Annotated in this window: 8 protein-coding genes; 6 read left to right on the top strand and 2 right to left on the bottom strand. The window is 41.8% G+C overall.

Annotated elements, in window-relative coordinates; translation table 11 throughout:
• Positions 1 to 202: 202 nt before the first annotated feature.
• Complete coding sequence (locus tag NSQ29_RS23960) at positions 203 to 367, top strand: hypothetical protein (protein ID WP_341126270.1); 165 nt, start codon at positions 203 to 205, stop codon at positions 365 to 367.
• Between the two features lie 99 nt (positions 368 to 466).
• Here the strand turns inward: NSQ29_RS23960 and NSQ29_RS23955 are convergent, their stop codons facing one another.
• On the bottom strand, positions 467 to 628 hold the full coding sequence (locus tag NSQ29_RS23955) for a hypothetical protein (RefSeq protein ID WP_341126269.1): 162 nt from the start codon (positions 626 to 628) through the stop codon (positions 467 to 469).
• A gap of 582 nt (positions 629 to 1,210) precedes the next feature.
• Between NSQ29_RS23955 and NSQ29_RS23950 the strand changes: the two genes are divergently transcribed.
• The 4 genes from NSQ29_RS23950 (at position 1,211) to NSQ29_RS23935 (ending at position 12,288) form a co-directional block, all read left to right on the top strand.
• Positions 1,211 to 4,711, top strand: a complete 3,501-nt coding sequence (locus NSQ29_RS23950; protein ID WP_341126268.1) for a helicase-related protein — start codon at positions 1,211 to 1,213, stop codon at positions 4,709 to 4,711.
• A 32-nt stretch (positions 4,712 to 4,743) separates the two neighbouring features.
• Positions 4,744 to 7,602: a DUF1156 domain-containing protein gene (locus tag NSQ29_RS23945; RefSeq protein WP_341126267.1), complete on the top strand. Its 2,859-nt coding sequence runs from the start codon at positions 4,744 to 4,746 to the stop codon at positions 7,600 to 7,602.
• 32 nt (positions 7,603 to 7,634) lie between these two features.
• Positions 7,635 to 10,478, top strand: a complete 2,844-nt coding sequence (locus NSQ29_RS23940) for an ATP-binding protein (protein WP_341126266.1) — start codon at positions 7,635 to 7,637, stop codon at positions 10,476 to 10,478.
• Between the two features lie 1,072 nt (positions 10,479 to 11,550).
• Complete coding sequence (locus NSQ29_RS23935) at positions 11,551 to 12,288, top strand: hypothetical protein (protein ID WP_341126265.1); 738 nt, start codon at positions 11,551 to 11,553, stop codon at positions 12,286 to 12,288.
• A gap of 620 nt (positions 12,289 to 12,908) precedes the next feature.
• Here the strand turns inward: NSQ29_RS23935 and NSQ29_RS23930 are convergent.
• The gene (locus NSQ29_RS23930; protein WP_341126264.1) at positions 12,909 to 13,154 is read right to left on the bottom strand and encodes a helix-turn-helix domain-containing protein; all 246 of its coding nucleotides are present in this window, start codon (positions 13,152 to 13,154) and stop codon (positions 12,909 to 12,911) included.
• 151 nt (positions 13,155 to 13,305) lie between these two features.
• Here NSQ29_RS23930 and NSQ29_RS23925 point away from each other — a divergent pair, with 151 nt between their 5' ends.
• Positions 13,306 to 14,013 (top strand): hypothetical protein, encoded by a 708-nt coding sequence (locus NSQ29_RS23925; RefSeq protein WP_341126263.1) that lies wholly within the window; start codon positions 13,306 to 13,308, stop codon positions 14,011 to 14,013.
• Positions 14,014 to 14,018: the final 5 nt, after the last annotated feature.

Here is a 14,018-nt window from a genome sequence, read left to right as displayed (position 1 = left end):
AAGGCGGATTCAGCATAGGGCTGAATTCGCTTTTTTGTTGTTTGGCTGGGCCTATTCTCTGGTCTATCCTTGGAGAACGCTGTGTTTGAATAAGGGTAGTGTAAGTATGGGAATTTAGGTTCTTTGATTGAGGAGATAGGTGTATAATATAGGAAGTATAAACGAATAAAGAATGATTATGGAATAGAATGGAGCAAGATGGATGCTAACAGGAGAAGTTCGCAACAAGGTAGATAAAATACGGTCTGATATATGGGCAGGTGGTATTTTTATTGAATCTCAAATATTGTATACGGTCGTTGTAGTATTGTTACAGCCTCCGCTCGGGTCACCTTATCCGTTGGGCGGAACCTATCGACTGAACTAGTCATGATGTCGTTCTGGATCAAAGAGTAAAGATATACAGCCTTCATATTGGCTTCGTCTCCTGCATAACCTAAACCACTCGAATATTTTTCGGTAAGTATTACGGGGGAAATAAACCAGGATATTCAAAGCCGACTGCTGGCCGCAACTTAATATCTTTGAAGGTAACCAGCCTAGCTAAAACTTCGTCAGGCTCCACTATAGATTCCCCGTTTTCATACACTGTAGCATCTATTTCTTCAGTAAGCATTCCTACGAGCATAGCTCCGTCCCATCTTTTAAGCTGCTTATTAGGTATTAAATAAGCCTTTTTACCGCTGCTACTATACTGATAATGAGGTTCAAGGCGGGAGCCTGCAAGAACAACAAGGTATAATTAAAATGATTGATTTTCTCTTAGAGTGTAAAGATTAGAAATGAATAGAGAGCTACACTAATTAGGACGGTACCTAGGTAATAGGCAAGCGTCCTAATTTGTGTTCTATAAAAGTATTGTCTTCTTTGCTGAATTTTCACTAAGGTTCGTTACCTCACTTAAATCGAAAGACTGGTGCAAGGTGCCATAATAGGTGGGGTTAATCATAAAATAATATGAACAAATGGGTATCAATATACAAAAAGAGGCTGGGATATGATCGAATATGAAAAGCCCTCATTATGAAAGTCTTCCAATCCCCTCTGCCTATGAGCCATTGTGCAGGAAATCAATTTCCAGCATTGAATTATTAAATGATGGTACAATAGGCATAAAAGATGACAATTACGAACTTAATGATTACCATGATCTGTCGAATACTAGATCGTAAGAACTACCGATAATCATATACAAAGTAGGTGTTCATGATTGATAAAGCTTGAGGATGTAAAGAAAGATTCAGTCATTAACGGACTTCTTTCGAATGAAGTTGTAAGAATCTTAAGCGTGGAGACCGTTGGAACGGATGCCATAACAATCTACTTCAAATCATCAAGCGGTGTTCTGCAAGAACGGATGCTTTTTCGTAGTGATGAGATGAGCTTGTCGTTAGCCCAAGCAGGCCGTCCGTGGTCGTTTGACGCTGACGGAGACACATTCAAGTTGGCTGCTGAAGCGTACAGGATTAATCTGGCTCATTTATTCGACCCTATGATGGCGGTACATACATCGAACGTAGAGCCACTGCCACATCAAATAACAGCCGTATATGAGTCGATGCTTCCTCGCCAGCCGCTCAGATACGTACTTGCGGACGATCCAGGTGCAGGTAAAACAGTAATGGCAGGTTTACTGATGCGTGAATTGCTCATACGCGCTGACGCGAAGCGTATTCTTATTATCTCGCCAGGGAGTCTTGTAGAGCAGTGGCAGGATGAATTGTATGAGAAGTTCGACATGCAGTTTGAGCTGTTCTCACGTGAGATGGAGAATTCTAGCTTAATGGGCAATCCGTTTGAAGAACGAGACCTACTCCTTATACGTCTGGATCAACTAAGTCGTAGTGAAGAGTTGCAAGACAAGCTGAAAGCAACGAATTGGGATTTAATCGTCGTGGATGAGGCGCATAAGATGTCGGCTAATTGGTACGGTCAGAAGGTAAATGAAACGAGGAGGTTTAAGCTCGGGAAATTAGCAGGCAGTATTACACGACATTTTCTATTAATGACGGCAACTCCCCATAACGGGAAGGAAGAGGACTTCCAACTATTTCTATCTCTTCTTGATTCCGATCGATTCTATGGTAAGTTCAGAGATGGAGCACATCAGGTCGATGTTAGCGATATTATGCGTCGCATGGTTAAGGAAGATCTCTATAAGTTTGATGGCACAAAGTTATTTCCAGAAAGACGTGCCATAACGGTAAATTATCAGTTATCTGACTTGGAAGCAGCGTTGTATGCCCAAGTTACTACTTATGTTAAAGAAGAAATGGATAAGGCAGACCAACTGGAGGACAAGAAGCGTAAGGGAACAGTTGGTTTTGCTTTGACGTCTTTACAGCGGCGGCTGGCATCAAGCCCTGAGGCAATCTATCAGTCGCTCAAAAACCGCAAAGAGCGTCTACAGCGGCGTATTGAAGAGATGAAGTTACAGCAGCGCGGTCGAGTCGTTTGGAATAATGTGTATGACGTACCTGAAGACGTTTATGAGTCTGAAGATGAAATGAACAACGATCAATATGAAGACTTTGAAGAGGAAGTAGTGTCCCAAGCAACCGCCGCTCAGACGATTCAGGAACTAGAATACGAAATTGTAGCTTTGCAGCGTCTTGAGGAACTGGCAAGAGAAGTCGTTCAATCTAATCAAGATACTAAATGGGCAGAATTATCTACATTGTTGCTCGATGAGCCCAATATGCACGATTCTGCAGGTAACCGGCGCAAACTAATCATTTTTACAGAGCATCGAGACACACTGAATTACCTTCTAGTTAAAATCAATGGATTGTTGGGACGGTCAAATGCGGTAGTAACCATTCATGGTGGAGTTAAGCGCGAGGATCGCCGCAAAGTCCAAGAACTGTTCCGTCATGATCCCGACACGCTAATTCTGGTTGCTACTGATGCAGCGGGTGAAGGGGTCAACTTACAAAATGCCAATTTGATGGTCAACTACGACCTTCCATGGAATCCAAACCGCTTGGAGCAGCGCTTTGGTCGTATTCATCGGATTGGGCAGACGGAAGTTTGTCATTTGTGGAATCTCGTTGCATCTGAGACACGGGAGGGTGACGTGTATCAAAAACTCCTTAACAAGCTGGAAATCGAACGAGAAGCGCTTGGTGGACGTGTATTTGATATACTGGGCGAAGTTTTTGAACATAAATCTTTACGTGAGCTTCTTATCGAGGCCATTCGTTACGGCGACAATCCTGAGGTACGTGCACGATTGGAAATACAAGTCGAAGGGGCTTTGGATTCGGAGCACTTAAGGGGAATTATGGAACGCAACGCACTATGTGAAGAAGTCATGAACCCAGAACGGATTTTCAAGGTGAAGGAAGAAATGGAGAAGGCTCAAGCACGGAGACTACAGCCATACTTTATTCGAGCGTTTTTTCGGGAAGCTTTTGCACGCTTGGGGGGCGAGCTAAAGGAAAGAGAGCATGAACGATATGAAATATCCCACGTTCCAGCTGCGATTCGTGAGCGAGATCGCCAAATCAGTGGACGAGATCGAGGGAATCGTAAACCCGTGCTAACCAAGTATGAGCGCATTTGCTTTGAGAAACAACTCATCCGCGTTTCGAATAAGCCGATGGCCGGTTTGGTTCATACGGGTCATCCGCTTATGCAATCGGTAACGGATATGATCTTAGAACGTGAGCGTGCAAAGTTGAAACAAGGGGCGATCTTCATTGATAATAATGATGAGAGTACAACGCCTTACATGCTCTTCATGGTGGAGCACGCTGTGCGCGAGCAGCAGGTGACGAAAACGGCGCTAGAAGTATCAAAGCGCGTTCAGTTTGTAGCAATTGATGAGCAGGGCCAGACCTCAATGGCTGGGTATGCACCCCATTTGGACTTGCGTAAAGCATCTGCTGAAGAGCTAGTAATCGTTTCAGATATCATGGGCAGTCTATGGCTGGCAGGGGACTTAGAATCCTTTGCAACTCGTTATGCCGCTAAGTATATTGGAGCACCACATTACGAAGAAGTGCGTAATCGCCGCGAACATGAGGTGGAGAGAATACTTCAAGCGGTGCATGAACGGTTGGTCAAAGAAATTAATTTCTGGCAAGACCGCTATCTTAAGCTCCAGGAAGACATTGCAGCAGGGAAACAACCGCGTGTTCAACTCGAAAACGTTCGCCGTACCATTGACGATCTGACTGCCCGATTAGAACAACGACGCAATGAGCTGGAAGCTAAACGTCACGTCGTATCTGCGACACCAATTATTGTAGGAGGCTCTCTCGTTATTCCAGCAGGCTTATTGGCTCAAAGGCGAGGACAACAGCCATCTGTTGATGCCGCTAGTCGTAAACGTATTGAACTAATAGCGATGAAAGCTGTCATGGATATGGAGAGGCAACTGGGTCATGAAGTCATAGACGTTTCTGCTGATAAATGTGGATGGGATGTTACCGCTCGTGTACCTCTTGGTGGTGGGAAATATGGACTGGATCGTCACATTGAGGTTAAAGGCCGAGCCAAAGGTCAAGATACCCTAACCGTGACGCGAAATGAGATGTTATATGGATTGAACCAAGGAGATAAGTTCATTCTTGCTATCGTAATTGTCGATGGCGACACCGTTGACGGACCGTATTACATACGTAACCCATTTCAAGAGAAACCTGATTGGGCGGAGGTCAGCAAGAACTTGGATATTAAGCTACTGTTAGAGCGAGCAGAACGATAAACCAATACAACTGAAGTGAGTGAATAATAAACGTGGCTAACATTAAAACACCGAAAAAACTGATTGAAGTGGCACTGCCACTTGATGATATAAATGTAGCAGCTGCACGAGAGAAATCCATTCGCCACGGACATCCATCTACACTACATTTATGGTGGGCAAGACGGCCGTTAGCGGCAGCTCGTGCAGTCCTATTTGCTCAACTGGTTAATGATCCTGGTTATGAGCGGCACCTGGGACGAGGAGTAAACAAGGAAGCTGCGCAAAAAGAGCGAGAGCGTCTGTTCGGTATTATTCAACGTCTCGTTAAGTGGGAAAACATAAACAATGAAGAAGTATTAAATGAAGCACGGGAAGAAATCTGGAAGAGTTGGCGCGAGACTTGCGAACTGAATAAAGGTATTTCTGGTTTCGATCCAGAAAAGCTACCTGCATTCCATGATCCTTTCGCTGGAGGGGGGGCAATTCCGCTTGAGGCTCAGCGTCTTGGACTTGAGTCCTACGCCTCAGACCTCAATCCCGTAGCGGTAATGATTAATAAAGCAATGATCGAGATTCCTTCTAAATTTAATGGCTTGGTACCTGTTAACCCAATGGTTAAAGCTAATCTGGTTCAGACAGTTGATGATTGGAAAGGTGCTCGTGGTTTAGCGAATGATGTCCGATACTATGGTCAATGGGTTAAAGATGAAGCTTATAAGCGCATTGGTCAGTTGTATCCTGAAGTAGAATTGCCCGATGAACGTGGGGGGGGGAAAGGCACTGTTATTGCATGGATTTGGGCAAGAACTGTAAAAAGTCCGAATCCTGCTTATAGCCATGTTGAAGTACCATTGATATCATCATATTTATTGTCTACAAAAGTCGGTAGCGAAGCTTATATTGAGCCAGCTATTAAAGGCGATTCATATGACTTTATTGTAAAGTATGGTAAGCCAAAGAATTTAGAGATCGTAAAGGCAGGAACAAAAGTAGGTAGAGGTGGCCATTTTAAGTGTCTCGTTTCTGATGCCCCAATTAATGTGAATTACATCCGTGATGAAGGTAAAGCTGGTCGGATGGGTGCAAGACTAATGGCTATTGTTGTAGAAAGTAAAAATGGATTGTTTTTCGTCTCTCCGAGTGGGGAAGATGTAGATTTAAGTCATGTTGCTGATTCTTATTGGAAGCCAGATATTAAAATAAATCATAATCCTCGCGATATCAGAACCCAATTGTATGGTCTACTTACTTATACGGATCTTTTTACTCCCAGACAATTGGTCACACTAAATACTTTTGCAGATGTAGTTTTAGAAGCCCGAGAAAAGGTTTTGGAAGACACTCTTGCTGCAAATAGAGATCGTGATTTCACTTTGTACGATAATGGCGGAACTGGTGCACAAGCGTACGCTGATGCAATTACAGTTTACTTAGCATTCGCAATCAACAAAATGGCAGACAGGGGCTCCACGATCTGCTCCTGGGATTCTTCAAGAAACAGCTTGCGAAATACATTCGGCCGCCAAGCCATTCCAATGACTTGGGACTATGCCGAAGCAAATCCTTTTTCAAGTTCGACAGGAAACTTCCTCAGTGGAATTGATTGGGCCGAGCGAGTATTGGAGGGGCTTCCGATAAATAAAACCTCTGGAAGCGTGCTTCAAAGGAATGCTTCTAATCAAAACGTTAGTTTAGGGAAAGTAGTGTCAACTGATCCGCCTTACTATGATAACATTGGATATGCTGACTTATCGGACTACTTTTACATTTGGCTTCGTCGATCATTAAAAGATATATTTCCATCACTATTCGGAACAATGGTAGTTCCGAAGGCTGAAGAATTAGTTGCGACTCCATATCGTCATGGCAGCAAAGAGAGTGCTGATGAGTTTTTTATGGACGGTATGACAAGTGCTTTACGTAATTTATCTCAACAAGTTCAGCCTGCGTTCCCTGTAACTATTTACTATGCATTTAAACAATCTAAAACTGCTGATGATGGAACATCTTCGACTGGGTGGGTAACCTTCTTAGAGGCTGTTCTAAAGGCTGGATTTGCAATAACAGGTACATGGCCAATGAGAACTGAATTAGCAAATCGCATGGTTGGTTCTGGTGCAAATGCTCTAGCTTCGAGCATAGTTCTTGTATGTCGGCAACGTTCTTCAGAAGCTAAGACTATATCTCGTCGTGTTTTTATTAGAGAACTTAATGAAGCCGTGCCAGAAGCACTGGAGACAATGGTTGGTGGCAAAAGAGAATCTTCACCAGTGGCAGCTGTAGACTTGCAACAAGCTTCAATTGGTCCAGGAATGTCGGTGTATTCAAAGTATGCTGCTGTATTAGAGGCTGATGGTTCACAAATGACAGTTCGAACGGCATTACAACTTATCAATCGGGTAGTAGATTCTTATTTAAATGCATCAGATGGTGAGCTGGATGCAGATACGTTGTATTGTTTGAACTGGTTTGAACAGTATGGTTGGAGTCAAGGGAGTTTTGGTCAAGCGGAAGTCTTGGCTACAGCTAAGGGAACTACTGTAGAGGGGTTGAAGTCAGCTGGAGTCTTAGAATCTGGACAAGGTAAAGTGCGTTTGTTAAAGTGGCAGGAATATCCTAACCATTGGCAGCCAGAGCAAGATAACAGCACTCCAGTGTGGGAAGCATTACATCAAATGATTAGTGCTCTACAACAACTAGGTGAGCAGGCGGCAGGAAAGTTACTTGCAGGAATGCCAGCGCGCGCAGAAGTCGTTCGTAACCTTGCTTATCGTCTTTACACCTTGTGTGAACGTAAAGGGTGGTCGGAGGATGCCAGAGCTTACAACGAGCTAATAGCGAGCTGGGATGCAATTGACGCAGTTGCTCATGAAATTGGACACCACGGATCACAAATTGAATTATTTTAACTGAAGCACAGTTAATAAGGAGATAGACAGTTATGAGTATAAAACCTTGGCGTGAGATAGCTATACCGCATCAAGATGTGTTACAAGGAACATTTCAACAATCGGAGTTCGCTGCCGATTTAAGCCGTGTACATCAGGGGACGGCTTCAATGGAGTATGGCGATCCAAAGCTATTTTATTCGCGCACTTTCATTACAGAAGGTATGCGCTTGTTACTGGATTCTGTTATTAAGCGGCTAAGTGGACGTGGGGGAGATCCTGTAATCCAACTACAAACAGCATTTGGTGGCGGTAAAACGCATACTATGCTTGCTGTTTACCACTTGGCATCCGGTAAAGCTCCTGTAAGTGAACTGCAAGGGTTAGCGTCCATCGTTGACGCTGCTGGGATTATTGATGTACCAAAAGCTAGAGTGGTCGTTCTTGACGGAAATGAACTGTCACCGAATCAGATACGTAACAGAAACGGGACGTTAGTTCATACCATGTGGGGTGAACTCGCATGGCAACTTGGACAAGTTGAAGCATATAACATAGTTAGAGAAGCGGACATAAGCGGCACTTCGCCTGGTAAGGCTGTTTTGGCAGAATTATTAGACAGATACTCCCCTTGTGTTATTCTTATCGACGAGTTAGTAGCGTATCTACGTCAGTTTGAAGAGGGTAAATCATATGCTGGGGGCACATTCGATTCCAATTTGTCCTTTATTCAAGCTCTGACGGAAGCACTAAAGGCTGTGCCTCAAGCTATGATGCTTGCATCCCTTCCTGAATCATATGCTGAACTCGGCGGCATACGTGGACAGCAAGCTCTGGATGCACTGGAGAAGTATTTCGGACGTGTGCAGGCGCTTTGGAAGCCTGTAGCGACCGAGGAAGCATTCGAGATCGTTAGACGCAGGTTATTCACAAACATAACTGATGTGCACATGGTTGAAGAGGTTTGTCGTGCGTATGCTGAGCTTTATGTGCAAAATAGTACGGAATTCCCTACCGAGACGCAGGAGAGTCGTTATCTGGATCGACTAAAGCAATCATACCCTATTCATCCTGAAGTATTTGACCGACTATATGAGGATTGGTCGTCCCTTGATAAGTTTCAGCGAACACGTGGAGTGTTAAAACTTATGGCGAAGGTCATTCATCAGCTATGGACTGAAGGCAATGCCTCACCAATGATTCAGTGCAGTGACCTCCCCCTGAACGATCAGGATGTTCGGAATGAGATGGTGTATTACTTACCTCAAGGATGGGATCCAGTACTTGAACGTGATGTTGATGGACATCGCGCTGAAACAATTACAATTGATCGCGATTCTCGATTTGGTGCTTATCAAGCGGCGCGACGGGTAGCACGAACAATTTTCCTAGGTAGTGCGCCTAGTGTAACCCAACAATCACAGCGTGGAGTGGATCAAACTCGAATTCTCCTAGGATGCGTTCAGCCAGGACAAACTATCAGCGTTTATAAAGATGTATTACGCCGAATGAGCGACGTTTTGCACTATTTGAATAACGTCAACAACCGATTTTATTATGATACTAGGCCTAATTTGCGTCGCGAGATGGAAGATCGTAAGTCGCGCTTTAAAGAAACAGATCCAGAGATTCGTACTCGTCTTAGCAAGCTATTGGAATCAAGACGAGAGTTCACAGGTGTACACATTTTCACTCCATCTGGAGACGTTCCCGATGATGAAGAACTGCGTCTTGTTGTTCTGCCAACGAACGGTGCCTTCAGCCGTTCTGAACACAATCAAGCTGAAGTGTTTGCTAACGAGATCTTAACTAAGCGTGGTAGTCAGCCGCGTATCTATCAGAATCGTTTAATTTTCTTGGCGGCCGATTATGAGGCCATGCAACGGTTGCGTGAGAGTGTCCGCACGTATTTATCGTGGCAATCCATTGTCGTAGACATTAAAGATGCCAGGCTCAATCTAGATCGCGTTCAACAGAAGCAGGCGGAAGAGCAGCTTGCGCGTTCCCAAGAGGTTGTTATGCGGATCTTGCGAGAAGCATACAAATGGCTCTTGGTACCTTATCAAGAAGCGCGGCAAGGTCAAGGAGTTTTAGAAGTGGCGTGGGAGGCAATTTCTATTCAGCCCAATGCCGGTGATGCCATGTTAGAAATTGCAAAAAGGCTTAAAGAAAATGAGATGCTCATTACAATGTGGTCTCCTGTTCATCTTCACTCCATGTTGGATACATGGTTTTGGAAAGATGATTTGAAGGACGTATCTGCACTTGATGTCTGGAAAAAGACTTGCCAATACTTATATCTACCACGATTACACAATCAGGCTGTTTATCGGCAAGCTGTTGATACGGGTATACGTAGCCGCGACTTCTTCGGAGTGGCTTATGGTCGAGAAGGCGAGAAGTATCAAGGATTTGTACTGGAGCAAAGCGGAAGTGTCATTTTAGATGGATCAACACTACTAATTCATCCAACTATTGCTCAAGCCTATGATGCCGTACAAAAACAATTGAAAGCACTAAGAGAAGCAGAATTGCAAGGAGTGACTCCTGTGGTAACTCCTACGAACGGTAATCCACCTCTTAGTCTAGGGGGAGGTACGTATCATCCTATCGGTTCCATTAATCTTGTACCACCTGTTGTAACACCTCCAGTACAAATTGTTAAGCGTAGATTCTATGGTAAGGTAAACTTGCAATCAACTACTGCGAAGATGGACTTCGCGAAGATATACGATGAAGTGCTGAATCATTTTGCACTTAAACACGATGGGTCGGTTACCATCTCTATCGAGATCGAAGCAACGTCTTCGAGTGGTTTTGATGAGGTATTCCAACGGATCATCCGAGAGAACGGTGGGCAACTAAAATTTAGCACGACGGAGTTTGAAGAAGAATAATACGAGGGCCCGAGCAGCTTCTATGTCTCGGGCCCTTTATGGTTTTTTAGGAAATTACAATTGCTTTGTTGTATGAGTAAAAGAAATAAGGTGATGGCGCTAACGAGAGAAATAAAAATAAAAATCCTGAGAGCCTCAAAAATTCGGTAGTCAGGATTTTATTGTAGGTGCACATCGTATAGATTTTGTTTACACTGTATACACGACACACGTAGAATCGGTAGCTTTGAGGGATGGTACAGTGAAATGAAATCCTTTTATTTACTGGGGTTTTCCAGATTAAAAATGTTGGTGGTACAGTCGGCGTAGAACAGACTTGATGTAAATTTGATGTATAATCCACCGAATTTCAACCTAAATGACAGTAGGACACCAGGAAACTCCTGTGGGTCTTCTTTTTTTGTGTTTGTGCATATCGATTTAAGTGTAACTGTTCAAAGAAAATAAAGTATTAAGACTGGCTCCAATATAAAATTCGGTGGGAGTTTTGAACTGGAAAATAAATCCCTAGACAGGCATTGATTTATTAAACCTACGTTCTCCGTTAGTTGAATAAGCTACCTACTTTTGGTATGGTCAAATCAAAAGTAAATTTACCGAATTTTCATTTAAATGAAAAATGATCAATATGTTGGTTGTACAAGAGATGATTTAGAACTTTTTTTCCCTAACTGCAATTGGGAAAATATTATTGTTATAACGAAATAAAGGGTAACCTTTGTGTCGAAGTATGAAAGCGAGGGAATTATGTATTCTTTAAAAAAACAAATATTAGTAAAACACAATATAATAAATGACGTTTTTGATTATCGAGATTTGGATATTGACGAGGCTACATTACAGACTTATTCGTATTTTGAAAGTTCATTTATAAATTTATATGAAAGCTATGCAAATATTTTTAACATCAGGGATCACTGTTTCTACATTAATAATGAAATTAAATGCAATGCTTTTGCTACAAAACGCAAAGGTTATAACATTATGGGAATAACTAACGGTTATCCAATTCTTATTAGTAAGAAGATGGACAAAGAATACTTTAGGAGCATTGTTCTTGCTGGTCTTCCTAATGACAAAAATTATGCGAGAAGCATACAACGATTTATATGCTGATAAGTACTTTGACTTTAGTAAGTTCTTTATAGATTGTTCAATACACTTTACTTTTAGACATGAATTTCAACATATTATTCAGTTTAATTATTTCAAATCTTTGAATAATAGTCTTTTTATGCATGAGAATTTGGAAGATATAGATTTTAACTTAAGAAGACATGTCTGGGAATATGATGCTGATCGAATGGCAAGTTTTAATGTGTTAAAGTATGTATTTAGGATATACTCTAATTTTGAAGTGAAATCTGATGAAAAGTTAAAATGTTTAATGTATGTTGGCTGCTCAAGTATACTAATCACCAAATGTTTACATTATTTCGGAATAATGGATCAATTTGATTCCCCTTTATTAGCTGGAAGGTTGGAATTTTATAAAAAGAAATACTCCCACCCCCATCCTTTAGTTAGGTGTATAAATATCATTGGCTACTTTTTCGAAAATATTACCAATGATTTTCCGAGAATGAAAATAGATTACCAGGAGTTTTTTAACAATATTTTGATAGTTGCTAACTTATATTTTAAATCACTGATTCCCACACATGATATTATTAAAGATTTGTTTGAGGATTTGAGTAATCATATAGATACTATAAATGATTACAATATAGAGTTACATGATTGTGCAATTCAAGATGAAGCAGTTAGAGATCATTTGGTGGCACAGAATATTGAATTTGAAGATTTTTAATCCTAACAACTCATATATTAGGAACGGTATTTTTGGTGTTGTCTGTATATATTGATATAAAATCATTTTATTCAAATCTCATGGTTTACGTTATTCTGCTCGTTTAATGCCCTCGACAGTGTAGTACTTTATTTTTCAGCCTAAAACATTATTTTTCTCTGACAATGGAAGATGCAACTCTTGATTAAAGTGGTGTATTTTTGTTTTCGAGAAACAAATAAAAAACTCTCTCAGAATTAGTATATTCTAGGGCTAGCAATAATTCGCATTTATAAATAGATAGTTTCTTGCACTGCTTTGATTTGTATAGTTTATTTGACAATTTGTACAGAGTTATTCAAAGACTAATACTCCGTCTAAAGCCAGATTATAAGCAAGAATGGAACACAAAGCAGAAGGAAGTTTCTGAAGAACTCCCCTTTAGATTATTTTGTAATCTGTTAAATGGGGCAGAAGTCTTCCAGTCCATCTATCCTAGCAGTACAGGTAGGTCAGGAAAGAAGGAATGGTACGAAAACCAAATCCCCTCTACATAAAAAATTCGCAGATCAATGTAGTACCTATTTAAATGAAAATAACGATCTCTTCCAGAAACAGAGATATCCCCCACCATCACTTCACTAACCCTCCCCCAGCAACTCCCCAACAGAAACATCCAACGCTTTCGCTATTGCAACCACCTCATAATCCTGCACGAGTCTATATTGACCTTCCAATCGCGATAAACTGGTTGGGCTGATATCTAAGCCGAAGGTTTGTAACTTGGCGAGGAATTCTTTTTGCTTCATTCGCTTAGCTTTTCGAATGGTTACTACTCGGGTTCCTATGATATTTTTGTCACCTGGTGGCTCTTTACGATGCTTCATTTCGGTGTCACCTCACAATTTAACCAAATTGTATGCGAGGTAACGGTTGTTTTAATGCGAATATCGAATTAAAATAAAATAAACCGATAAACGCATTAAAATTTCTATACATCGTCTACAGACATAGCTTTTCCAGGAAGGTGGGGATGCAATGCAACATCTGATGCGCAAATATGAGGAGGAAAAGCGTAAGCTGAATGAAATCGGACAGAAATCACTGGAGCAGGGAATTCCGTTAAGCAGCAATGAAGCAGTTCAGGCTCAGAGTCGTAAGGTTGACGAACTCATTAATCGGATGTACCAAGAAAAAAACGGACATGCAGCATCATTTCGTTTGAGTTTTTATCTTGGAGGGGATATGTTGAGCTTTCCTGCATGGTTTTTACAGACGATTCAAGGTCGATTGGATGAGGTGACCGCACAGATTGAACATCAATCCGAGCCTAGATATGTTTTTGAAGAAGAGCGCAAAGCTTTTCAAGCGTTGTTTGACTCCATGGACATTGCACGTATGCCAGAGTTAGAGCACTGGGAGGATAAGCTTCAATCGAAGCAAGCCGTTCTTTATGAACGTCTATATCTTCAAGGACTAAAGGATTGGCATGCAGCTTGCAAATGCCCTTACTGCCCCTTCAGTTCTCTCGGACTAAGACATGCCCTGTGGGTAGCGGAAAAGCACATAGGTATCGGAACCAAAGGGGATATACGCATACTTTATTTTCGGACTGTCCATGCGACAGTCTTTTTTTCTTTATATATATTTGGAACTTTTGTTTTTTTAGATGCTGTTCATCCAAAAAGAGGGCAGAGCTCCATTCATGATTTGAATAAAGGGATATCTTCCCATATTGTCGAATAACCATA

The organism is Paenibacillus sp. FSL F4-0236 (assembly GCF_038000135.1).
GTDB lineage: Bacteria > Bacillota > Bacilli > Paenibacillales > Paenibacillaceae > Paenibacillus_AQ.
This window is presented reverse-complemented; position numbering and strand designations above follow the sequence as displayed.

Excerpts from the sequence above, each read along its gene's own strand:
- NSQ29_RS23960 (WP_341126270.1), top strand. The coding sequence starts at position 203 with ATGCTAACAGGAGAAGTTCGCAACAAGGTAGATAAAATACGGTCTGAT.
- NSQ29_RS23955 (WP_341126269.1), bottom strand. The coding sequence starts at position 628 with ATGCTCGTAGGAATGCTTACTGAAGAAATAGATGCTACAGTGTATGAA.
- NSQ29_RS23940 (WP_341126266.1), top strand. The coding sequence starts at position 7,635 with ATGAGTATAAAACCTTGGCGTGAGATAGCTATACCGCATCAAGATGTG.
- NSQ29_RS23935 (WP_341126265.1), top strand. The coding sequence starts at position 11,551 with ATGACAAAAATTATGCGAGAAGCATACAACGATTTATATGCTGATAAG.
- NSQ29_RS23930 (WP_341126264.1), bottom strand. The coding sequence starts at position 13,154 with ATGAAGCATCGTAAAGAGCCACCAGGTGACAAAAATATCATAGGAACC.
- NSQ29_RS23925 (WP_341126263.1), top strand. The coding sequence starts at position 13,306 with ATGCAACATCTGATGCGCAAATATGAGGAGGAAAAGCGTAAGCTGAAT.